The organism is Glycomyces artemisiae, assembly GCF_003002955.1.
Lineage (GTDB): Bacteria > Actinomycetota > Actinomycetes > Mycobacteriales > Micromonosporaceae > Glycomyces > Glycomyces artemisiae.
Window position 1 is genome coordinate 104,213 of sequence record NZ_PVTJ01000010.1, and the last position, 23,051, is coordinate 127,263.

General features: G+C 72.6%; 17 protein-coding genes and 2 pseudogenes. 7 read left to right on the top strand and 12 right to left on the bottom strand.

What is annotated here, in order from left to right:
• Positions 1 to 3: 3 nt before the first annotated feature.
• From B0I28_RS22590 to B0I28_RS22605, 4 genes are read right to left on the bottom strand one after another with little or no spacing between them, the layout of a single operon-like run.
• Positions 4 to 372 carry a hypothetical protein gene (locus B0I28_RS22590; RefSeq protein ID WP_106366119.1) on the bottom strand — a complete coding sequence of 123 codons (369 nt, stop codon included), beginning with the start codon at positions 370 to 372 and terminating at the stop codon, positions 4 to 6.
• A 33-nt stretch (positions 373 to 405) separates the two neighbouring features.
• A complete protein-coding gene (locus B0I28_RS22595) occupies positions 406 to 1,002 on the bottom strand; it encodes a histidine phosphatase family protein (protein WP_106366120.1) in 597 nt (198 codons plus the stop codon).
• 40 nt (positions 1,003 to 1,042) lie between these two features.
• Complete coding sequence (egtD, locus tag B0I28_RS22600) at positions 1,043 to 2,020, bottom strand: L-histidine N(alpha)-methyltransferase (RefSeq protein ID WP_106366121.1); 978 nt, start codon at positions 2,018 to 2,020, stop codon at positions 1,043 to 1,045.
• 53 nt (positions 2,021 to 2,073) lie between these two features.
• Positions 2,074 to 2,961, bottom strand: a complete 888-nt coding sequence (locus B0I28_RS22605) for a carbohydrate kinase family protein (protein ID WP_245889079.1) — start codon at positions 2,959 to 2,961, stop codon at positions 2,074 to 2,076.
• Between the two features lie 229 nt (positions 2,962 to 3,190).
• Here B0I28_RS22605 and B0I28_RS27455 point away from each other — a divergent pair, with 229 nt between their 5' ends.
• Entirely contained in the window at positions 3,191 to 3,781 is a 591-nt protein-coding gene (locus B0I28_RS27455; protein WP_181245911.1) for a DUF4245 family protein, read from the top strand.
• Positions 3,782 to 3,940: 159 nt separating this feature from the next.
• Here B0I28_RS27455 and B0I28_RS22615 read toward each other — a convergent pair whose 3' ends face one another.
• Both B0I28_RS22615 and xseA read right to left on the bottom strand, forming a co-directional pair.
• Entirely contained in the window at positions 3,941 to 4,153 is a 213-nt protein-coding gene (locus B0I28_RS22615) for an exodeoxyribonuclease VII small subunit (RefSeq protein ID WP_106366123.1), read from the bottom strand.
• The gene (xseA, locus tag B0I28_RS22620; protein WP_106366124.1) at positions 4,150 to 5,379 is read right to left on the bottom strand and encodes an exodeoxyribonuclease VII large subunit; all 1,230 of its coding nucleotides are present in this window, start codon (positions 5,377 to 5,379) and stop codon (positions 4,150 to 4,152) included. Before xseA ends, B0I28_RS22615 begins: the two co-directional genes overlap by 4 nt.
• Before the next feature lie 125 nt (positions 5,380 to 5,504).
• Here xseA and B0I28_RS22625 point away from each other — a divergent pair, with 125 nt between their 5' ends.
• The gene (locus B0I28_RS22625) at positions 5,505 to 6,467 is read left to right on the top strand and encodes a 4-hydroxy-3-methylbut-2-enyl diphosphate reductase (protein WP_219926932.1); all 963 of its coding nucleotides are present in this window, start codon (positions 5,505 to 5,507) and stop codon (positions 6,465 to 6,467) included.
• On the opposite strand, the pseudogene B0I28_RS28555 reads toward B0I28_RS22625, so the two are convergent.
• Positions 6,456 to 7,586: pseudogene (locus tag B0I28_RS28555) on the bottom strand (DNA recombination protein RmuC); the annotation flags it as partial. The gene B0I28_RS22625 and the pseudogene B0I28_RS28555 sit on opposite strands and share 12 nt — an antisense overlap.
• A gap of 41 nt (positions 7,587 to 7,627) precedes the next feature.
• Between B0I28_RS28555 and B0I28_RS22635 the strand changes: the two are divergent.
• From B0I28_RS22635 to B0I28_RS22645, 3 genes are all read left to right on the top strand, one after another.
• Positions 7,628 to 8,398, top strand: coding sequence for a hypothetical protein (locus B0I28_RS22635; protein WP_106366126.1), 771 nt, complete (start codon positions 7,628 to 7,630; stop codon positions 8,396 to 8,398).
• A gap of 482 nt (positions 8,399 to 8,880) precedes the next feature.
• Positions 8,881 to 12,219 carry a S8 family serine peptidase gene (locus tag B0I28_RS22640; protein ID WP_146148203.1) on the top strand — a complete coding sequence of 1,113 codons (3,339 nt, stop codon included), beginning with the start codon at positions 8,881 to 8,883 and terminating at the stop codon, positions 12,217 to 12,219.
• A gap of 225 nt (positions 12,220 to 12,444) precedes the next feature.
• Positions 12,445 to 15,168, top strand: coding sequence for a S8 family serine peptidase (locus B0I28_RS22645; protein ID WP_106366128.1), 2,724 nt, complete (start codon positions 12,445 to 12,447; stop codon positions 15,166 to 15,168).
• A 47-nt stretch (positions 15,169 to 15,215) separates the two neighbouring features.
• On the opposite strand, the gene B0I28_RS22650 is transcribed toward B0I28_RS22645, so the two are convergent.
• Positions 15,216 to 16,319: an alkene reductase gene (locus B0I28_RS22650; RefSeq protein WP_106366129.1), complete on the bottom strand. Its 1,104-nt coding sequence runs from the start codon at positions 16,317 to 16,319 to the stop codon at positions 15,216 to 15,218.
• Positions 16,320 to 16,375: 56 nt separating this feature from the next.
• Between B0I28_RS22650 and B0I28_RS22655 the strand changes: the two genes are divergently transcribed.
• Complete coding sequence (locus B0I28_RS22655) at positions 16,376 to 16,744, top strand: MerR family transcriptional regulator (RefSeq protein WP_106366130.1); 369 nt, start codon at positions 16,376 to 16,378, stop codon at positions 16,742 to 16,744.
• Between the two features lie 46 nt (positions 16,745 to 16,790).
• Here the strand turns inward: B0I28_RS22655 and B0I28_RS28560 are convergent.
• Together B0I28_RS28560 and B0I28_RS22665 are read right to left on the bottom strand one after the other, a co-directional pair.
• Positions 16,791 to 16,976 (bottom strand): annotated as a pseudogene (locus B0I28_RS28560) (galactonate dehydratase); the annotation flags it as partial.
• A gap of 173 nt (positions 16,977 to 17,149) precedes the next feature.
• A complete protein-coding gene (locus B0I28_RS22665; protein ID WP_106366131.1) occupies positions 17,150 to 17,596 on the bottom strand; it encodes a hypothetical protein in 447 nt (148 codons plus the stop codon).
• 361 nt (positions 17,597 to 17,957) lie between these two features.
• On the opposite strand from B0I28_RS22665, the gene B0I28_RS22670 reads away from it, so the two are divergent.
• Positions 17,958 to 20,906, top strand: a complete 2,949-nt coding sequence (locus tag B0I28_RS22670; protein ID WP_106366132.1) for an AfsR/SARP family transcriptional regulator — start codon at positions 17,958 to 17,960, stop codon at positions 20,904 to 20,906.
• A gap of 5 nt (positions 20,907 to 20,911) precedes the next feature.
• Here B0I28_RS22670 and B0I28_RS22675 read toward each other — a convergent pair whose 3' ends face one another.
• Together B0I28_RS22675 and B0I28_RS22680 are read right to left on the bottom strand one after the other, a co-directional pair.
• Complete coding sequence (locus B0I28_RS22675) at positions 20,912 to 22,516, bottom strand: N-acyl-D-amino-acid deacylase family protein (protein WP_106366133.1); 1,605 nt, start codon at positions 22,514 to 22,516, stop codon at positions 20,912 to 20,914.
• Positions 22,517 to 22,548: 32 nt separating this feature from the next.
• Positions 22,549 to 22,956, bottom strand: coding sequence for a RidA family protein (locus B0I28_RS22680; protein ID WP_106366134.1), 408 nt, complete (start codon positions 22,954 to 22,956; stop codon positions 22,549 to 22,551).
• Between the last annotated feature and the right edge of the window lie 95 nt (positions 22,957 to 23,051).

The following is a 23,051-nucleotide window of genomic DNA, read 5'->3' on the forward strand; positions in this document are numbered from 1 at the left end:
GGGTCAGCCGAGGTTCTGGATGTTGATCGTCTCGCCCTGGACGACGTTGCTCGGGGCGCCGTTGTAGAAGTTGTTCTGGAACGTGACCTGCTGCCCGGCCTGGTTCACCTGCGTCACTTCGATCTTGCGGCCCGCGAGGGATTCGAGCTGCGCGAGGAAGGCGGGGTCGGCGGCGGCGGTCTCCTCGATGGCGGCGGCGAGGTCCTCGACGGGGACGCGGCCGGTCTCGGCGCGCATGAGGACCGCTTCCCGCTCGTCGTCCTTGCCGAACCGCTCCTTGACGAAGCGTCCGGCGGCGACGATGCCGCGGGCCGCCTCTTCGGCGAGCTTCCCGGCTGCGGCGGTGGCGATCGAGACGAGAACCGGATCCATGAGCGTGCCCCTTCGTCGAGTGCACCGCCCAGCTTATTCCTGTGCGGCAACGGCCTCGGCGGTGAGGTTCCAGAGGGTCACGGCGTGGCCGCCGTGCTCGTAGCCGAGGGCGCCGATCGAGGCGGTGTCGATGGTGAAGTCGCGGCCGTCGCGGGGCGGGCGGCCGAGCCAGCGGGCGGCGGCGACGCGGAGGCTGTGGCCGTGGGCGACGAACGCGACGTCGCCTTGGACGAGGAGCGGTTCGGCTTCGGCGAGCGCCCGGTCGAGGCGCTCGGCGACCTGCGCGGGGCTCTCCCCTTCCGGCCCCTTGCCGCCGTCGGTCCACAGCGACCAGTCGGGGTCGGCGGCGGCGATCTCGTCGCTGGTGCGGCCCTCGTAGTCGCCGTACGCCCATTCGGCGAGGTCGGGGATGACGGCGTCGACGTCGAGCCCGGCGAGGTCGGCGGTGACCAGGGCGCGTTTGCGCGGGCTCGACCAGACCGCGGCGAAGCGGCGGCCCGCGAGGAGCGGCGCGAGCGCCTTCGCCTGGGCCGCACCGCGTTCGGTGAGGTCGAGGTCGGTCACGGACGTGTGCTGGCCGGAGGCCGACCAGGTCGTCTCGCCGTGGCGGATGAGCACGATCTCTCCCATGCCCGCCACCCTAGCCGCCGGGCGCGGCCGCCATGCGCGTTCAGGCCGCCTCGGCGAGGAACACGCCCATGCAGCCGCGCTCGTCGGTCCAGCACGCCTCGGGCGCGAACCCGGCGGCGCGCAGCTGCGACTCCAGTTCGCCGCGGTGGAACTTCACGGAGATGCCGGTGCGGATCTCCTCGCCGACGTCGAGCGACACCTCCAGGTCCAGGTCCGCGACGGCGACGCGCATCGGCTTCATGGCGCGCAGCCGCATGTCGACCGTGTCGGTCCCGCCGTCCCACAGGGCGACGTGCTCGAAGTGCGCGGGCTCGAAGTCGGCGCCGAGGCGGTGGTTGACGACGTCGAGGACGTTCCGGTTGAACTCGGCGGTGACGCCCGCGGCGTCGTTGTAGGCCGCGAGGATCACCTCCGGGTCCTTGACCAGGTCGGCGCCGACGAGGAACCGGTCCCCGGGGCGCAGGGCCTCGCGCAGGTCCTGGAGGAACCGGCCGCGCTCGGGGCCGGTGAAGTTCCCGAAGGTGCCGCCGAGGAACGCGACGAGGCGCGCGGCCCCGGTGTCGGGCAGCTGGGAGAGGTGGCGGGTGAAGTCGCCGACGATCCCGCCGAGCCGCACGCCGGGGTAGGCCGCCGACAGCTCCGCGAGCACGTCCCGGACCTCGCCTTCGGCGACGTCGAAGGGCCAGAACGCCTCCAGGCGCCCGGCCGCGGCGAGCGCGTCGAGGACGGGGCGGATCTTCTCGGCGCGGCCCGCGCCCAGCTCGATGACGGAGACCGGTCCGGTGCCGAAGGCGGCGATGCCGGCGGCGTTGTCGCGCAGGACGGCGCGCTCGCTGCGGGTCTGGTAGTACTCCGGCTGCCGCGTCAGCTCGCCGAAGAGGCGGGAGCCGCGGCCGTCGTAGTGCAGGCGCATCGGGAGGTGCTTGGGCCGCGAGGTCAGGCCGTGCCCGACGTCGAGGCGCAGCGCGGCGTCGAGGTCGTCCTCGGCGATGCAGATCCGCAGTTCCTGGTGTGACACGAGTCCAGTTTATGCCGCTCGTGTCCGGGTTTCCGGCGTGTGGACGGCGCGGCTCAGGGCGCGCCGGGGACGGTGCACGCGTGGGCGGCGATCTGGCTCGCGTACCGCAGGGCCGCGGCGACCACCGTGCTGTTGCCCCAGGACGCGAGGCGGTCGAGGCGCATCCAGCCCGCGGAGGTGAGCCAGCCGATGAGGCCCGAGGTGTAGGCGTCGCCCGCGCCGATCGCGTCGACGAGGTCGACGGGCGGGGCGGTGGCCTCGGTGGTGTGGTTGCGGTGGAACGCGACCGACCCGGCGTCGCCGAGGGTGACGACGACGAGGACGGGCCCGAGTTCGAGCCATTCGCGGGCGACCCGGTCGACGGGGGCGCCCGGGTAGATCTGGGCGAGGTCGCGTTCGGAGACGCGTACGAGCGTGGAGAGGCCCACGAGCCGCTCGGTGCGCTCGCGGACCTTCGCGGCCTCGCCCATGGCGCTGAGGCGGATGTTCGGGTCGAAGGTGATCGGCACGGCGCCGCGGGCGCGGTTGACCCAGTGCTCGATGGCGCGCGCGGAGGGCTCCAGGTACGCGGCGAGGGACCCGAAGTGGACGAGGTCGACCGCGCCCGGGTCGGGCTTGGGCAGGGCCCGGCCCTCCCATGCGAAGTCGGCGGTGCCGGTCGTCCAGTAGTCGTAGTGGGCGGTGCCGTCGCCGTTGACGACGGCGAGGCCGAGCGTCGAGGGCAGGTCGGTGCGCTGGAGCCAGTCGCGGCGCACGCCCGCGGAGATGTGGCGGCGCCACACGCGGCGGCCGAAGTGGTCGCCGCCGACGGAGCCGACGAGTGCGGTGGGGATGCCGCGCCTGGCGAGGGCGACGGCGGTGTTCGCGGGGCCGCCGCCGCAGGTGGGGCGGAGCTCGCCGCCGGGCGCGGGCACGAGGTCGATGACGTTCTCGCCTGCCACGAGGATCAACGGGGGCTCCTTCCGGTCGGGCGCGATGCCGCTGCCCGAAAGGTTATTGCAGTGCCTGGCGGGCCCGGAAGTCGGATTCGCGCCTCGTTGGCGGCGTGCGTCCCGGTTCGGCCGCATCGGGCCCGTGGCGGAGCCGGGCCGGTGCCGGGGTCGAGCCTCGTGGGCCACGCCGCGGCGGGGCGGCTCGCGGCGCCGCGGCGGGGTCGTCCAGGATGGGGGCATGTCCAGCGAAGAGGTCAAGGGCGCCGCAGAGGTCGACATCGAGGCCCTGGCGGCCGCGGAGGCGAACGCCGAGTCCGCGAAGGCCAAGCGGCCCAAGCCGCGGCGGATGCGCGACATGGCGCTGTCGATGGCGGTCCTGCTGGTGCCGCTCGGCCTGTTCTACTGGGCGTGGAGCTGGCTCGCCGAGGACCGGCAGGTGAGCGTGGTCGACACCGCCGAGAACTACGCGACGGCCGCGAGCCTGGGCCTGCCCGCGATCGAGCCGGAGCTGGGGGAGGACTGGAAGCCGATCTCCACGCACCTCGCCGCGGACGGGACCGTGACGACGCTGCGCACCGGCTGGTACTCGCCGGACGGCAACGGCCTCCAGATGTCCGAGACCTCCGGCGACGCGACCGAGGTCGACGAGGGCCTCACCGGCGCCGGGACGCCCGTCGAGTCCGCCGGGATCGAATGGGCCTCCTACGAGCTCGACTCCGGCGAGGCGTGGGTCGCGGTCATCGACGGCGCCACGGTCGTGCTGTCGGCCGAGACCGACGGCACGGCCGACCTCGACGACCTCGCGGCGGGCGTCGCCGCCGCGTCCTAGACGCGCGCCGCCCGAAGGGCGTGGGCGGGTGGGCTGGGAGTACTGCCATCCCTAACCCCCACCCACCCGGGGAACGGGTAGCGCCCATCCTGCCGGGCGGGTCCGACAAGAACGGCCTCCCGGGGCCGGGATGTCGCCCGGACGGGCGAGCGCCCGCGATCAGTCCTCGTCTTCTCCCGCTTCGGGTTCCGTGCGGGCCTTGAGGCGCTCGCGGGCGCCTTCCAGGTGGGACTGGCAGCGGTCGGCGAGGGCCTCGCCGCGCTCCCAGAGCTTCAGGGACTCCTCCAGGGTCGCCCCGCCCGCCTCCAGCCGCTCCACCGTCGCCACCAGCTCGGCGCGGGCCTCCTCGTACGTCAACCGCTCGTCGCTCACGCGTCGTCCTCCCTCGTGTCCGTTGCCGTCTCCGTCGTCGTCGCCACGACCGCCGCGCGCAGCGAGCCCGCCGCGAGGCGCACCTCCACGGCCTCCCCGGCGTCGGCCGCGTCCCGCAGGACCGCCCCCGACGCCGTGTCCGTGACGATCGCATAACCGCGGTCCAGTGTGGACTGCGGTGAGAGGGTGCGCAGCCGCGCCCGCAGGTGCTCCAGCTCGTCCGCCGACCGCTCCAGGCGCGAATCCACGCGGGACCGCATGCGGTGCACCAGGTTCGCGACCGCCTCCGAGCGGGCCTCCAGCATCGACTCGGGCCTTGCGAGCACCGGCCGCGCGCGCATCGCCGCGAGCGCGTCGGATTCGCGCACGAGCATCGCGTTCAGGGCCTGGCGCAGCCGGGTGCGGCTGATGTTGAGGCCGCGCTGCTCCTCGGCGAGGTCCGGGACCACTTTCTTCCCGGCCTCGGTGGGCGTGGAGGCGCGCCAGTCGGCGACGTAGTCGAGGATCGGCGTGTCCGGCTCGTGCCCGATCGCCGACACCACCGGCGTGACGGCCTCGGCGACGGCCCGGCACAGCGTCTCGTCGGAGAACGGCAGCAGGTCCTCCATCGAGCCGCCGCCGCGGGCGATGACGATGACCTCGACGTCGGGATCGCGGTCGAGCTCGGCGAGCGCCGCGCACACCTCGGTGACCGCGCGCGGCCCCTGCACGGCGACCTCGCGGACTTCGAAGTCCGCGGACGGGAGGCGGGCCTTCGCGTTCTTCAGCACGTCGCGCATCGCGTCGGAGGCGCGGCCGGTGATGAGCCCGATCCGGTACGGCAGGAACGGCAGCGGCTTCTTCCGGTCGGCCGCGAACAGGCCCTCCGCGGCCAGGAGCTTCTTGAGCCGCTCCAGCCGCGCGAGCAGCTCCCCGAGCCCGACCTGCCGGATCTCGCGCACGTGCAGCGACAGCGATCCGTTCTTGTCCCACCACTGCGCCTGCGCCCGGATGACGACCTGCGCGCCGTCGCGCAGCGGCGGGTCGCACGCGGCGACCGCGCCGGTGAAGTCGACGACCCGCATCGAGACCTCGGCGGACGGGTCGCGCAGCGTCAGGTACACCGTGCGGCCCCGGTGGCTGATCTCGGTGATCTGCCCCTCGGTCCACACCTCCCCGAGCCGCGCCAGCCAGTCGCCGATCTTCTTCGACACGACCCGCAGCGGCCACGGGTTCTCGGCGCTCATCGGCGCGCCCGGTCCGACGGCCGGTGCCTCCCGGCCCTGGGCTGCGCTGCTCTGCTCTGCGGCGGTCACGTGGCCAGAGTAACTGGGGGGTGTGACGAAACCGGGCGTCCGGTTACCATCGAGGCGTGGCAGACCCGAAGCGAGTGTTGTTGGCCAAGCCGCGCGGGTACTGCGCGGGCGTGGACCGGGCCGTGGTGACCGTCGAGAAGGCGCTGGAGCTCTACGGCGCTCCCGTCTACGTGCGCAAGGAGATCGTGCACAACCGGCACGTCGTGGACACCCTCGCCGCGAAGGGCGCGGTGTTCGTGGAGGAGAACGAGGAGGTCCCGCACGGGTCCGTCGTCGTGTTCTCCGCGCACGGCGTGGCGCCCGAGGTCCACGACCAGGCCGCCGAGCGCGGCCTCAAGGCGATCGACGCGACCTGCCCCCTGGTGACCAAGGTCCACAAGGAGGCCCGCCGGTACGCCGAGGAGGACTACGACATCCTGCTCATCGGCCACGAGGGCCACGAGGAGGTCGTGGGCACCTCCGGGGAGGCCCCCGAGCACATCCAGCTCGTCGACGGGCCCGACGGGGTCGACGGCGTCCAGATTCGTGACCCGGAGAAAGTGGTGTGGCTCTCGCAGACCACGCTGTCGGTGGACGAGACCATGGAGACCGTCGACCGGCTGAAGAAGCGCCTGCCGATGCTCCAGAGCCCGCCGAGCGACGACATCTGCTACGCGACGCAGAACCGCCAGCAGGTCGTCAAGGACATCGCCGCCGAATGCGACGTCATGCTCGTCGTCGGCTCCAAGAACTCCTCGAACTCGGTGCGGCTCGTCGAGGTCGCCGTCCAGCACGGCGCGCGCTCCGGCCACCTCATCGACTTCGCGCACGAGATCCAGGAGGACTGGCTCGACGGCGCCTCCACCGTGGGGCTCTCCTCGGGCGCGTCGGTGCCCGACAACCTCGTGCAGGACGTCCTCGCGCACCTCGCCCAGCGCGGGTTCACCAGCGTCGAGGAGTTCGAGCCGGTCACCGAGAAGATCACCTTCCAGCTCCCGCGCGAACTCGTCACCGACCTCCGCGCCGCCGGGCGCGCCTAACTCGTCCCAGGACGGGCGCCGGGCCGGCGTCACCACCGGGGCCGGGGACTCCGGCGGGTCGCCCGCGACCTCCAGTTCGCTGAAGCGCCGCGCCGTCACCAGGAGCCGCGACTCGACGCTGGCGACCGCCGCGTTGTACGACCCGACCGCGGCCTCCAGGGACGAGCCGAGCCGCGCGAAGTGGCCCGCGACCGCGCCGAGGCGCTCGTGGAGCTCGCGGCCCAGCTTGTGGACCTCCTTCGCGTGCCTCGCCAGAGCCTCCTGGCGCCACGTGTGCGCCACCGTCCGCAGCAGCGCCATGAGCGTCGCCGGGGACGCGATGACCACGCCGCGCGCGAACGCGTCCTCCAGCAGCAGCGGGTCCCCGCGCAGGGCCGCGTCGAGGAACGCGTCCGCGGGCACGAACAGCACCACCAGCTCCGGCGTGTCGTCGAACGCCCGCCAGTACTCCTTGCCCGCCAACGCCTCCGCGTGCCGCCGCAGGTGCTTCGCGTGCGCCTTCAGCAGCTGGTCCCTCGCCGCCTCGTCCTCGACTTCGAGGGCCTGGAGGTACGCCTGGAGCGGGGCCTTCGCGTCGACCACGAGCGTCCGCCCGCCCGACAGCCGCACCACCAGGTCGGGGCGCACGCCGCGCCCGTCCACCGAACCGGTGTGCTGCTCGGAGAAGTCGCAGTGCTCGACCATCCCCGCGGCCTCCACGATCCGCCGCAGCTGCACCTCGCCCCACTGGCCCCGCACCTGCGGGGACCTGAGCGCGCCCAGGAGCCGCCCGGTCTGCTCGCGCAGGCCCTCCGAGATGTCCGCGACGCCCGAGAGCTGGATGCGCAGCTGCGCGTAGGCGTCCACGCGCGCCTTCTCCACGTCCCCCAGTCGCGTCTCGTAGCGCTGCAACGTGTCCGCGATCGGCGCGAGGACCTGCCCGACGGCCTCCCGCGAATGGTCGGTCGCCTCGTACGCCACGGTCCGCAGGGTCGCTTCGAGCCGGTGCTCGTTCTCCGCGGCGGCCTCCAGGCGGGCCGTCGCCGCCGCCAGCTCGGCCGCCTGGCGCGACCGCCCGGCGAACCACCCCCCGACCCCGCCCGCCGCGAGGCACACCGCCGCCAATAGGACCCACGTCATAGAGGCCAGTCTAAGCGGGCGGCCGCAGGTAGAGTCGGTACATGTTGCTGTGGTTGACCCTCCTGGTGGTGGCCATCCTGGTCATCGCCTTCCTCGTCCAGTCCAACAAGAAGCGCGCCCAGGCCGAGCTGGCCGACGCGCAGGCCGAGGCCCGCCGCCTGCACGAGCGGCTCGGCGGCCAGACGATGAACCTCGTGGCGCCGGGGGACAACCTGCCCGCCGCACAGGCCCTCGCCGACGCGGGCGAGCGCTACACCGCGACCGGCTCCCAGATCGAGCAGGCGCAGACGATCCACCAGTACCGGCTCGCCGCCCAGACCGCGATCGAGGGCCTCCACTACGTGCGGGCCGCCCGCACCGCCATGGACCTCGACCCCGGGCCCGAGATCCCGCAGCTGCGCGGCCACCGCAGCACCGGCGCGCTCACCGAGCCGGTGAGCGCCGAGGTCGAGGGCCGCCGGTACACCGGCTCGCCGAACCCGAGCGACGAGAACCGCCACTACTACCCGGGCGGCACTGTGGACGGACGCCCGGTCCCGTCCGGCTGGTACAACACGCCGTGGTGGCAGCCCGCGCTGGCGGGCGCGGGCGGCGCGCTCGTGGGCATGATGATCTTCGACGCGATGATCTCGCCCGCGTATTCCATGGGCGCCATCGAGGGCGGGTACGCCGACGGCTACCAGGACGGCTTCGCCGACGGCGGCGCGGACGCGTCCGCGGACGGGGGCGGCGACGGTGGCGGCGATTACGGCGGGGGCGACTTCGGCGGCGGGGACTTCGGGGGCGGAGGCGACTTCGGCGGGTTCGAGTAGCCTCCCGACGCGAGTGCTCCGGCCCCCGCCCACAGTGGGCGGGGGCCGTTCGCGTGCCTGGGGGTGCAGAAGGGGTAATGCGGCCACTACTCGACGTGAGTCCCAAGCGCCCCAGCGACTTTGTGCAACCTTGTTTGTGATCTTGATCACTTGATTGGGTCTACGTTCCGTTTCCGGAGTGTTGACGAAGCGTTACTTCACGTCCCGCGCCGTCCCGCTTCCGCCGGGCTGCGCGGGAATCTCCCGAGTTCAGGGGCTCTGCCGCTCACTCCCGGTTCGGGCCCTTCGCCCGCTGCGCCGCAAAGGCGCGTTACCGGAGTTCTGTCGAAGCGTGACCGAACCGTGCGAAGTGGGGCCTTGTGCGTTCGTTTGTGGACTGGAATCGTGTCCTCGTCGGCGTCCGCGCATCCACGCGAGGCGCCGCTCGACCCCCCACTCCGGGCACTACCCAACGCCCGGAGCCCAACAGAACAGGAGCCGTCGTGACGAATCCGCAACGACGATGGCGCAGGGCGCTCGCGGCTGCGGCCGCGGGACTGCTGGTATCGGCCATGCCCGGTACCGCGGCCTTCGCCGAGTCCGACACCGACGCACTCATCGAGGACAAGGCCGCGGCCGACCTCCTCACGGCGATCGAGTCAGAGGGCGAGGCCGAGATCTGGGTGCGCTTCGAAGGAGCCCCCGATTTCAGCCCCGCCCTCGCAGCAGACACCAAGACCGAGAAGGGCTCCGAAGCCGTTGCAGCGGCTCAGGAGTTCGCCGAGGCCTCGCAGAAGGACGTGATCGACCTCCTGGAGCAGTCCGGTGCCGACTACGAATCCTACTGGGGTTCCAACACCGTGCGCACCACCGGCGGCAAGGACCTCGTCGCCGACCTCGTGCAGGTCGCCAATGTGGACGCCCTCGTCCAGGCGCCCGAGTACGAGCTCATCGACCCCGTCCCCGAGAGCGGCTTCGGGACCACCGCCACCGAATGGGGCGTCGACGCGATCAACGCGCCCGACGTGTGGGACCTCGGCTACGACGGGACCGGCGTCGTCGTCGCCTCGATCGACACCGGCGTCGACTACGACCACCCGGCCCTGGTGAACCAGTACCGCGGCAACAACGGCGACGGCACCTTCACGCACGACTACAACTTCTACGACGTCGCGAACTCGTGCGCCGGGGACGCCCCCTGCGACACCAACGGCCACGGCACCCACACCATGGGCACCATGGTCGGCGACGACGGCGCGGGGAACCAGATCGGCGTCGCCCCCGGCGCCGAGTGGATCGCCGTCAACGGCTGCTGCCCCAGCGCCGACGCGCTCCTGGACGCCGGGCAGTGGATCGCCGCGCCCACCAAGGCCGACGGCTCCGACCCCGACCCGTCCAAGGCGCCCGACGTCGTCAACAACTCGTGGGGCACCACGGCCTCCGTGGACGACCCGTTCTACGAGGACGTCGTGGCCCTGTGGCACGCCGCCGGGATCATCCCCGTGATGTCCCTGGGCAACAACGGCGAAGAGGGCTGCGAGTCGGCCGGCTCGCCCGGCCTGTACCCGAACGTGATCGGCGTCGGCGCCTACGACGAGGCCGGCGAGATCGCGTACTTCTCCGCCCGCGGCCCCGGCCGCGACGGGCAGGTCAAGCCCGACCTGGCCGCCCCCGGCGTCGCGGTCCGCTCCGCGATCCCCGGGACCGGCTACGGCCTCAAGAGCGGCACCTCCATGGCCGCACCGCACGTCGTCGGCGCCGTGGCCCTGATCCTCTCGGCCGCACCGGCACTCGACGGCGACTACGAGGGCGTCTACGAGGCCCTCACCGGCACCGCCGTGCCCGTCGACGACGACCAGTGCGGCGGCACCGCCGAACTGAACAACGTGTGGGGCAACGGCAAACTCGACGCGCTCGCGGCGGTCCTCGCGTCCCCGATCGGCGACACCGGCTCGGTCTCGGGCACCGTCACCGACCAGGACGGCGCGCCCGTCGCCGACGCCGACCTGGTGTTCACCGGCGACTTCACCCGCCGCGCCACCTCCGGCGAGGACGGGGCGTTCGCGCTCCCCGTCGTCCCCACCGGCACGTACGCGGTCACGGTGAACAAGTTCGGGTACGCCGAGACCACCGGCACCGTCACCGTCGAAGCGGACCAGGCCGCGGTCTTCGACCCCGTCCTCACCGCCGTCGACTCGGCCACCGTGAGCGGCACCGTCGTCGACGGCTCCGGCCACGGCTGGCCCCTCGCGGCCACCGTCTCCACCGAAGGCGGCGAGGTCTCGACCGCGACCGACCCGCTGACCGGCGAGTTCTCGCTGACCCTCCCGGTCGGCGAGTGGGACCTGGTGGTCGAGGCCGACTACCCCGGCTACCAGACCGTCACCACCAGCGTCGTCTCCGCGAACGACCTCGTCATCGAAGTGCCGATCACCGAGGACTGCACCGCGCCCGGCTACGGGTACGAGCCCCTCGGCAACGGCTTCGAGGGCGGCACGACCCCCGCGGGCTGGACCGTCGTCAACCGCGCCCAGAACCCGTGGACGTTCGACGACCCCGGCGGGCGCGGCAACCGCACCCCCGGCTCCGGCGGGTTCGCCATCGCCGACTCCGACGAGCAGGGCTCGGGCGGGAAGCTCCTCGACTCCGACCTCGTCTCCCCGGTGTTCGACCTGTCCGCCGCCGACGAGCCGGTCCTGTCCTTCGCGACCGACTACTACAAGGGCTCCTACAACACCGTCGCCGAGGTCCTCTTCAGCCCCGACGCCGGCGCCACGTGGGAGACCGTGTGGGCCCCGACCGCGAACGCCCGCAACCAGACCGTGGAGATCGACTTGTCCGAGTGGGCCGACTCCACCGCCGCGCAGGTGAAGTTCCACTACAACGACAACACCACGTGGGCGTGGTGGTGGGAGATCGACGACGTGTTCGTCGGCACCTCCCGCGACTGCACCGCCATCGAGGGCGGCCTGGTGCGCGGCACCGTCACCGACCTGGAGTCCGGCGAACCGTTCGCGGGCGCCACCGTCACCCACACCGCGTCCGGCTACTCGGCCGTCACCGACGAGGACGGCTCCTACTGGACGTTCGCGCCCGGCACGGGCCCGAGCGAGTTCAAGGCCGTCGTCGCCGAGTACGGCTCCGCCACCGAAGACGTCGCGATCGTCCCCGACGCCGTGACGACCGCGGACTTCGCGATCGGCGTGGCGGACATCAGCATCTCGGCGACCTCGGTCAGCACCTACGTCCAGCAGGGCGCGACCTGGTCGACCCGCCTGCGGCTCACCAACACCGGGACCGCCGACGGCGACGTCACGTTCTCGGTCTCGGACGGCGGCTTCGCGATCCTCGGCTACGGCTACCCCGGCGACACCTCGTGGCTCACCACGAGCGTCGACGCGGTCACCGTCCCCGCCGGGGCCACCGTCACCGTCACGGTGAAGACCAGCGCCACCGCTGAAGCGGGCGTCGACCAGCCGGGCACCTACACGGCCACGCTGACGGCGAACTACGTCAGCCCCAACGAATCGCCCTCAGTGGACGTGTCCATGCTCGTCGTCCCCACGGCCGAGCAGGGCAAGGTCACCGGGACGGTCCTGGCCGCCACCTGCGAGGGCGACACCGTCCCGCTCGGCGACGTCCAGGTCCAGGTCCGCGGCGCCGACGGCGACCGGTTCCACTTCTGGACCGACGACAACGGCGACTACTCCTACTGGTTCCCCGAGGGCGACTTCACGATCATCGCCTCCAAGGACGGCTACGCCGCCGACTTCGGGAGCCTCGCGCTCCCGGCCGGCGACACCGCCGACCTGAGCTTCACCCTGGAGGAGCTGAACTGCTGAGACCTGAGTGAACACCCGCCCCCTGCCGCACCGCGGCAGGGGGCTTTTCCATGTGCCTAAAACCGATCGAATGCAACCGCAACCGGCCTTCGGGGCGTACGTCCGTTGGGGACCCCAAAGTGGAGCTACCCCTGCCAACATGTCAATAGTCACCAAACCCACTACTCCGGACAGCACACCCAAACGGCCCCGGCGCCGCCGGGGCCATCCCCCCAAGGAGAGTTCGTGACAGTTGCACCGCGGCGCACGCGCCGCATCCTCGCCGCCGCCCTCGCGGGCGCGCTGGTCCCCGCCGGTCTCGCGACCGGCGCGGCCGCCCAGGACACCGAAGCGGCCCTGGTCGTGGAGAAGACCGCCCCCGAGATCCTCGCCGAGATCGGCGCCGAAGGGGACGCCGAAGCGTGGCTCCTCTTCACCGGGTCCCCCGACTACGGCGCCGCGTTCGACGCCGCCGCGAAGGAGCAGAAGGGCGCCGCGGCCGTCGCCGCCGCCAAGGCCTACGCCGAGACCTCGCAGCGCGACGCCGTCGACGTGCTCGACGCCGCGGGCGCCGACTACGAGTCCTACTGGGGCGCATCGACGATCAAGGTCCAGGCCGACGAGGACCTCCTCGCCGACCTCGCCGCGCTCGACACCGTCGAAGCGGTCGTCGCCGCACCCGAGTACGACATGATCGAGCCCGTCGCCCCCGACGGCAAGGACGAGGCGGGCGGCGGCTTCCAGACCTGGGACGCCGTGCAGACCGCGGCCGTGGAATGGGGCGTCGCCGACGTCGGCGCCCCCGAGGTCTGGGACGAGGGCTTCACCGGCGAGGGCATCACCGTCGCCTCCATCGACACCGGCGTCCAGTACGACCATCCCGCGCTCGCCGACTCCTACCGCGGCAACAACGGCGACGGCACCTACACGCACGACTACAACTTCTACGACATCCAGGACGTGTGCGCAGGCGACGCGCCCTGCGACGACGACGGCCACGGCACCCACACCATGGGCACCATGGTCGGCAACGGCGGCATCGGCGTCGCACCCGACGCCGAGTGGATCGCCGTCAACGGCTGCTGCCCCAGTATCGAGACGCTCATCCTCGCAGGGCAGTGGATCGCCGCGCCCACCGATGCGGAGGGCCGCAACCCCGACCCGCTGAAGGCGCCGCACGTCGTCAACAACTCGTGGGGGACCACGATCCCGGGCTACGACCCGATCTACGCCGAGGTCGTGGACCTGTGGCACGCCTCGGGGATCATCCCGGTGTTCGCCGCGGGCAACAACGGGCCCGCGTGCCTGACCATGAGCACCCCCGGCGTGTACGAGAACGTCATCGCCGTCGGCGCCTACGACGAGGACCACGTGGTCGCCGAGTTCTCCTCCCGCGGCCACGGCCTCGGCGGGACGCTCAAGCCCGACGTGTCCGCGCCCGGCGTCGCCGTCCGCTCCTCGCTCCCCGGCGACGAGTACGGGCTCGGCGACGGGACCTCGATGGCCGCACCGCATGTCGCGGGCGCGATCGCGCTCCTCATGTCCGCTTCGCCCACATTGGAGGGCGATTACGAGGCGGTCTACGAGACGATCACCGGCACCGCCGTCGACACCCCCGACGACCAGTGCACCGGCGACGACGAGGCCAACAACGTGTACGGGCACGGCCGCATCGACGTCGAGGACGCCGTGGACGAAGCGCCCGCGGGCAAGTTCGGGTCCCTCTCGGGCACGGTGACCGACCAGCACGGCGACCCCGTCGCCGGGGCCCGGCTCGTCTTCGAAGGCGGCGTCGTCCGCGAGGCCACCACGAACGCCGACGGCGAGTACGCGTTCGAGCGCATCCCCGCCGGGCGGTACCGCGTGAGCGCCACGAAGTTCCTGTACGGCGACGCCACCGGCACCGTCCGCGTCAACCGCAACGCGGCCGCCGTGTTCGACACAGAGATGGAGCTTCTGGAGACCCGCACCGTCGCAGGCCAAGTCGTGGACGGCGGCGGCCAGGGCTGGCCGCTCGACGCCACCGTCTCGACCGCCGCAGGCGAGGCCGTCGCCGACACCGACCCGCTCACCGGCGAGTACAGCCTCGTCATCCCCGACGAAGGGGACTGGCCGCTCACCGTCGAGACCGCTTACCCCGGTTATGAGACCGTCACCGTCGACCCGGACGATGCGGCCCTCATCGAGGTGCCGACCGCGGACGGGTGCCTCGCGCCCGGCTTCGGGTCCACCACACTGGACGAGCGCTTCGAGACCCTCGCGGCGCCCACCGGCTGGGAGGTCGTCAACAACGGCGACGACGACTTCCCGTGGGTCTTCGACGACCCGTGGGGCTACGGCAACATGACGCCCGGCTCCGGCGGGTACGCCGAGGCCAACTCCGACGCCTCCGACATCGAGGCCCTCACCGACACCGACCTCATCACGGCGCCGTTCGACCTCAGCGCCGCGAGCGAACCGACGCTGTCGTGGGCGAACTTCTTCGTCGACGGCGGCATCGGCTCCGAGGCCGAAGTGCTCCTGAGCGCCGACGGCGGCGCCACCTGGGAGCAGGTCTGGTACACCAACGAGGACCTCGAAGCCACGGTCGAGACCGTCGACCTCACCGAATGGGCCGACCAGACCGCCGTCCAGCTCAAGTTCCACTTCACCGACAACGCGACCTGGGCGTACTGGTGGATGGTCGACAACGTGCGCGTCGGCGGCTGCGAGGCCCTCGACGGCGGGCTCGTCCGCGGCCACGTCACCGACACCGCCACCGGCGCCCCCATCGAGGGCGCGCGCGTCGTCGACCCGGCCTCCGGGTCCGGCGCCATCACCGACGCCTCGGGCATGTACGTCCTGTTCACCGACCCCGGCGACCGCACCCTGGAGGTGAGCGCCCCCGGCTACGCGGCCGGGACCGCCGCCGCCACCGTGGCCGACGGCGCCGTGACGGGCGCCGACGCCGAACTGGAGGCCGAATCCTGAACTAGCGCATAAGGAAGGGGCTCCCACTGCGACGGGAGCCCCTTCCCCTATGCCAGGAACGGGTAGTCCGTGAGCGCCTCCGGGCCTCGCCCGTACATCGACACGTCCTCGCGCACCGGGTTCAGCGCCGCGCCGATGCGATACCGCTCCACCAGGTCCGGGTTCGCCAGGAACGCCCGCCCGAACGCGATCAGGTCAGCGCCCGCCTCCAGCAGCTCCACGCCCTTCGACAGGCCGCCGTCCGCCGGGATCGGCAGCTCCTCGCCCAGTTCAGGGTTCGCCACCAGCAGGCCCGTCCACTGCTCGCGCAGCTCCCCGAACAGCGCCTCGCCCGGCAGCGCCCGCGCGATGTGGAGGTACGCGAGACCCAAGTGCGACACCGCGTCCAGCAGCGCCGGGAACACCTCGCCGCTGTCCGACACGTCGATCCCGTTGCCCGTGTTCCACGGCGAGATCCGCAGCCCCGTCCGCTCCGCGCCGACCTCCGCGACCACCGCCTCCACGACCTCCACGACGAACCGGATCTTGTTCGCCGCCGAACCGCCGTACCCGTCGGTCCGCAGGTTCGTGCTCGACGACAGGAACTGGTTGAGCAGGTACCCGTTCGCCGCATGGACCTCCACGCCGTCCGCGCCCGCCCGCAGCGCGTTCCGCGCCGCCGCGACGAACTCGCCGCGCGTCCGCTCCAGGTCCGCCGCCGTCATCTCCACGGGGACCGGCGCCTCCTGATGCCCTGTGGGCGTGTGGATCCCGCCCGGCAGCCGCACCGCCGACGGTGCCTGCGGCAGGTGGCCCCCCGGGTTGTTGTCCGGGTGGCCGATCCGGCCGCCGTGCTCGATCTGGAGGAACAGCCGCCCGCCGCCCGCATGCACCGCGTCGGCGACGGCCCGCCAGCCCTCGACCTGGTCGTCGCCGTACAGCCCGGCGATCTCGGGGTAGGTGAACCCGAACGGGCTCGGCGTCGACGCCTCGCCGACGATGAGGCCCGCGGTGGCGCGCTGGCCGTAGTACTCGGCCATGAGCGGCAGCGGGACGCCCTCGAAGGTGGCGCGGTTGCGCGTCATCGGGGCCATGACCATGCGGTTGGGGAGCTCCAGGGCCCCGAGCTTCACGGGCTCGAAAAGGCGCCGGGCGGTCGTTTCGTTCGTCATGAGGGTACGGTAGAACCTGACACTGATGTGAGGTTCAAGGGATTGTGAGGCACGCCATGCGAATCGGTGAGCTCGCGAAGCGGACCGGCGTGAGCGTCAGGTCCCTGCGCTACTACGAGGAGCGCGGACTGCTCGCCTCCGAGCGCACCCCGGGAGGCCATCGCGAGTACGCGGAGAAGGCCGTCGACCGGGTCATCCGCATCCAGGTGCTGTTCGCGGCCGGCCTCGACTCGGCCACCGTCGCCTCCGTGCTGCCGTGCATCCACGACGAGGACGGCGGCCCGAACGAGATGACCACCGAGAGCCTCGCCCGCGAGCTCATGGCCGAGCGCGACCGCATCGACCGCACGATCGCCGACCTCCACCGCACCCGCGCGATCCTCGACGAGGTGATCGCGACCGCGGCGCTCCCGACGACCGCATAGGGAAGGGCCCCAACGCGATGCGCCGGGGCCCTGCTCCTTCGGGCCGCTACCACTCGGCGAACGTGCCGTCCTTCAGGCGCCACACCTGGTTGCGCCAGCGATGCCCCTGCTCGGCCGCCTTGCGGACCGCCGCCTCGTCGACCTCGATGCCGAGACCCGGCGTTGTCGGACGTGCGACGTAGCCTTCGTCGAATGCGAACACCGAGGGGTCCACCAGATAGTCCATGATCTCCAGAACCTCCTGGCCGCCGGCAGCACCATGTTCATCCTCCCGGTCCTGCTGATGTTCCTGTTCTTCCAGCGCTTCTTCGTCCAGGGCTTCTCGACGTACGGACTCAAAGAACCGTCCGGCGTCTGGAGCCTCGGCCAGGCGCCGGCCACCGCCGGGGCGGCGGACCGAACCGGTCAAGACACCGGTCCGCCGCCCCGCCGCGAGCACCACCACTTCGACCGCGACGCCTCCAGGAACGCGATGATGAGGATCGGCGCGATCACCCCCGTGCAGTCGAGCGAGACGTGCATCGACTCGCCCGAGGCGTCGAACTGCGACTGCATCGACCAGAACAGCAGCACGGCGCTCACCCCGAAGTACACGTACTCCGCGATCACCGCGCCCTTCCGCGCCGAAGCACTGCGGCGCCCGATCAGGACCGCGAACACGGGCCGCAGCACCAGGAACGCCAGGTTCAACACGACCCCGGCGCCCGCGGCGACGAGGTCGACCACCCCCAGCTCGGCGAGTTCCGTGCCGAGCGCGAACCTGATGATCCCGAACGACCCCAGCGCCACGGCCGCATTGCAGATCCCCGTGGCGAACCCGACCCAGAGCAGGATTACGGCCGTCAGCGTCACCCCCGGCATCCGCGGCGGCCCCGGCGGCAGCCCGTAGCCGTAGCCGGGAGGCGGCGGGTACTGCCGAGGCGGTTGCGGATGCCATCGCGGCCCAGGCGGTTCCGGCTGCGGCTGGGAAGGGTCGGTCACCGGTATCGTCCTCGAATCATCCGTGCTGGTCGCCGTGCGGCGCTGGCTTCTTGAACATCGCCTCCTCCGCTCCGCCCCGAGAGGCTTCGGATCGAGACTGATCCGCCCACCGTGCGCCCCCCTTGCACCCGAACGGCATCCGATCCGCATCCAGGGGCACGCGGAGCGGGACGCGGCTGCCTATGCTGGAGGGCGTTCGCTTCCGCCGACGGCGCACCACGGAGATGACGGGATGCTCCAGTACCGGATCCTCGGGCCGCCCGAGGTCCTGCGGGACGGCCGCGCCGTCCCGCTGCCGGGCCTCGTCCCGATCCGGCTCCTCGCGATCCTCCTCCTCGAACCCGACCGGGCCGTCCCCATGCACCGCCTCATCGCGGGCCTGTGGGCCGACGACCCGCCCGCGACCGCCCGCCGCCAAGTGCAGAACAAGGCCGCGCTCCTGCGCCGGGCCCTCGGCGCCGACGCGATCACCCCCGCCGGGGACGGCTACCGCGCCGCCCTCCGCGACGCCGCCCTCGACGCCGACGACTTCCACCGCGCCCTCCGCGACGCCAAGGCCCGCAACGACACCGGCGACCACGCCGCCGCCCTCCAGCACCTGCGCGACGGCCTCGACCTCTGGCGCGGACCCGCCCTCGCGGGCCTCACCGGACCCCTCTTCGAATCCGGCGCGCGGCGCCTCGAAGCCGCCCGGCTCGACGCCGTCGAACAGCGCATCGACCTCGAACTCGCACTCGGCGACCCGCCCCCCGTCGCGGAACTGCGCGAACTCCTCGACGCCGACCCCCTCCGCCAGCGCACCGCCGCACAGCTCATGCGCGCACTCCACGCCACCGGCCGCACCCCCGAAGCGCTCCAGGTCTACCGGCAGGTCCGCACCGCACTCGCCGACGACCTCGGCCTCGACCCCGACGCCCGCCTCCAGGCCGTCCACACCGCGATCCTCCGCGCCGACGACACCCCGGCGCCGCCCGCTCCGATCCCGACCGCGCCCGAACTCCTCCCCGCACCGCCCGCCGCACTCGCCGGACGCGACGACGCCCTCGCCGACCTCGACAAGGCCCTCCAACTCGGCAACCTCGCGACCCTCTCCGGACCCGGCGGCGTCGGCAAGACCGCACTCGCCCTCACCTGGGCCGACCGGCACCGCGACCGGTACCCCGACGGGCAGCTCTACATCGACCTCCACGGCTTCGACGCGGGCGAACCGCTCCCGCCCCGGCAGGCGCTCGCCCAGTTCCTCAAGGCCCTCGGCCAGACCGACGCCGCCGACCCCGACGACCTCGACGACGCCGTCAGCACCTACCGCCGCCTCCTCTCCGGCAGGCAGGTCATCGTCGTCCTGGACAACGCCCGCGACGCCGCACAGATCCGGCCCCTCCTCCCGCGCACCCCCGGCAGCCGCACTATCGTCACCAGCCGCAACCGGCTCACCGGCCTCGAAGCCCTCGACGACGCCCGGCCCGTCCCCCTCGAACGGCTCGACACGGGCGCGAGCCTGGACCTCCTCGCCGCGACCCTCGGCCCCGAAACCCTCACCGCCGCAACGGAAGCCGTCCGCCGCCTCGCCGACCTGTGCGGCGGCCTCCCGCTGGCGCTGCGCATCGCCGCCGCCAACTTCACCGCCCAGACCCGGCACGACCTCGCCGGGTTCGCCGCCGAACTCGCGGGCGCGGACCGCCTCGACGCGCTGGCGATCGACGGCGACCCGGATGCGGCGGTCACGGCCGTGTTCGACAACTCGCTGCGCGCGCTCGACGCTTCGTCACGGGATGCGCTGCTGCGCTTGGGTTTCGTGCCCGGCGGCGGGGTCCGCCCCGGCCTCGCGGCGGCGGTGACGGGCCTGCCGCCTGCTGAGGTAGAGCGGACGCTCCGCCGACTGGAGACGGTCCACCTCCTCGAATCCCCGCGCTCGGGCCGCCTCCGGTTCCACGACCTCGTCGCCGAGTACCTGCGGCGGCGCTCCACTGCGGAACTGACTGCGGCGCAGCAGGACGCGATCATGGACGGCGCCTGCGACTGGTACGCCGCGCACCAGTACGACCTCGCGTCCGAGGACTACCCTGAGGTCGAGCGCGTCTTCCGGGCGTGGCGGGCGCACCGTCCCGCCCTGCGGCTCGCGCCGGTCCTCGCCCGGTTCACGACGCTCGGACAGGACGTCGCCGAAATCCTCGCCCTGGTCGAGTCAGCGGACCGCGAGGCCGCCCGGCACGGCGACGCCGACGACCGGTACCGGATCGCCGTCGCGCTCTCGCATCTCCACTGCATGGCAGGGAATCCGCACTCCGGCGCCGACTTCGCCCGCCGCGCGGCCGCCGAAGTCGCCTCGCTCCGCGACGGCGACGCGGAGGGCCGCGCCCGCGGCAGCCTCGGCGCGACCCTCGGCATCCTCGGCCGACTCGACGAGGCGGAGCCGCTCCTGCGCGAGGCCCTGGCCGCCGCCGAAGCGGCCGGGCAACCGCAGCAGGCGCTCGGCCATCTCGCGAACCTCGGTGTGACGCACTGGTACCGGGCCCGGTTCACCGAGTCCGAACACGCCTTCGATCGCGCCATCGCCCTGGCGGACGAGCTCGGCGACGCCGCCGCCGCGATGGAATCGCGCACCGGTCTGGCGATCCTCTGCCTCGACACCGGCCGCCTCGATGCCGCAGCCGCCCGCATCGCGGAGGTCGCCGCGGCGGCCGACGCGGCCGGGTCCGAGCGGTTCCGCATCATGGCGCTGCTGTGGGGCGGCGAGCTGCACCGGCTCCGCGGCCGATACGAGGACGGCATCCGCGAGGCGACCTTGGCGCTCGACATGGCGCGCGAGTCCGGTCGGCACCCGACCGCCTGGTCCGCGCAGAACGTCCTCGCCGACCTCCTCGGCGACGCCGGACGTCCGCACGCCGCCCTTGACCTCCTCCGCCTCGGGCGGACCGAGCGCAGGCAGCTCGCTTATGTGCGCAGTACTCGGCGCGACCACCTGATCTGCAAGCTCCGCAACGGCATCGGCGATTTCGGCATGGCCGCCGACCACGGCCGCCGCGCCCGCGCCGAATTCGCCGAGATGCCCGCGCCGCTCTGGCACGCCCGCACCCTCGCCGCACTCGCCGAGTCGCACCGCGGCCTGGGCGAGGAGGAGACCGCAGCGGACCTCGACCGCCGAGCGGAACTGACCTTCACCGAACTCGGCTGCCGCTGACGGGATCAGGCACGCCACCCAGGACGGCGAACCGACCCGCCCGCAAGGGCGTCGGTCCGGTCGCCGTTGTCGATCGCCAAGGCGCCGTTGACGAAGACGTACGGGATGCCCGCGGCCTGCCGACGGGGCTCGGCGAACGTCGATCGCGCGTCCACAGTGGCGGGATCGAACAGCACGAGGTCGGCCGCGAAGCCCTCCTTGACGAGGCCGCGGTCGGGGAGTCCGAGGACCGCGGCGGGGCGGCCGGTCAGGTGGGCCACGCATTCCTCGACGGTGAACAGGCCGAGCTCGCGCGTGTAGTGGCCGAGATAGCGGGCGAATGAGCCCCAGGCGCGGGGATGGATCTTGTCCCCGGCGAGCACGCCGTCGGACGATCCCGTATGGACCCCGTGCCGCATGATCGCGCGCACGTTCTCCTCGTTGCCGACGTGCATGAGGCACCCGGTCCCGAAGTCGTCGCGCACCAGCAGGTCCAGGAAGAACTCGGCAGGCCGCTGCGCGCCCGCGGCCTCGGCAACGGACCGGCCGACGTAGCCGCGCAGCTCGGGATTCGCGACGCCCGCGATCTCGTACCGGTCCCAGTGGCCGGGCACGCCGTTCGCACCGTCGGTGCCCGTGACGTCGAGCTCGTGGACGATCCGGGCCCGCGTCTCGGGGCTGCCGAGCCGTTCCCGAAGCGCCCCATAGCCTCCGGCGAGCGACCAGCTCGGCAGGAGGGCCGCGAGCATCGTCATGCCCGGCAGGTACGGGTAGGTGTCGAGGCTGACGGGCACGCCCTCGTCGAGCGCCTCGTCGACGAGCTTCAGGAGTTCGGCGGCGCGGCCCGCGTTGACCTCGTAGTTCAAGGTGGCGTGCGCGAGGTGCAGGGCGCAACCGGCCTCGCGCGCGATCTGGATCATCTCCGCGTAGCCCTCCATCGCGCCCGCGCCGTAGCTGCGCTGGTGGGGGCCGAAGTAGCCGCCGTACCGGGCGACCACTGCGCACAGTTCGACGAGCTCGGCCGTGGCGGCGTACATCCCCGGCGTGTAGCTGAGCCCTGCGGAGAGCCCGAACGCGCCCTCTTCCATGCCTTGGGCCACTTGGGCTCTCATGGCGGCGAGCTCGGCGCCCGTGGGCGGGCGGTCGTCCCAGCCCATCGCGAGCATCCGGACCGTGCCGTGGGGGACCAGGTAGGCGGCGTTGACGGGGATGCCGCGGCCGTCGATGCCCCGGTCGAGGCGGTCGAGGTACTCGCCGACGGTGCGCCAGTCGTACTCGACGTCGAGGGGGCCGTTCCATGCGGCGATGGCCTCGCGCATCTGCGGCGCGGTGGCTTCGTCGACGGGGGCGTAGGAGAGGCCGTCCTGGCCGAGCACTTCGAGGGTGACGCCCTGGCCGAGCTTGGCGAGGTGGTCGTGGTCGGCGAGGACCGCGAGCTCGGAGTGGGCGTGCATGTCGATGAACCCGGGCGCGAGCACGAGCCCGCCCGCGTCGATCGCGTTCCCCCCGTCGAGCCGCTCGCCGATCCCGGCGATCCGGCCCCCGCGGACGGCCACGTCGGCCCGGTACAGGGGCGCGCCGGTCCCGTCCGCGACGGCGGCGCCGCGGATCACGAAGTCTCCTGTGGTCACTGCGCGCCCTCCCCGTCGGCGAAAAAGTCGGCCTAGTCTACGCAGGCCAGCGCGTCGACCTCCACCAGCATCTCGGCCCTCGGGAGCGTGCAGATGACCGTCGTGCGGCACGGGAACGGCGCGGCGCCGCCGATCTTCTCGTCGAGGAACGCCTCGTAGACCTCGTTCATCGCGGCGAAGTCGGCGCGGTCGGCGAGATACACCCGAAGCATCATCACATCGCCCATCGACGCGCCGCCCGCCTCGACGATCGCCGCCACATTCTCCAGCGTCCGCCGGGTCTGCGCCTTCACGTCACCGGGGAAGAGGTACTTGCCGGTGGCCGGATCGACCGGCCCCTGCCCGGAGACGGTGAGCAGCGGGCCCTTGCGCACCCCCTGGGGGAAGGCATGCGCGGGGGCGGGAGCGGCATCGGTGTGGATCGCGATCTTCTCGGTCATATAGTGAAGATACCTTCCAGTAAGCAATGGCCCAGCCGACGGCGCCACAATCGCCCCCCGGCCGGGCCGAAGGCCCGGTCGGCCGCGGCCCGGCT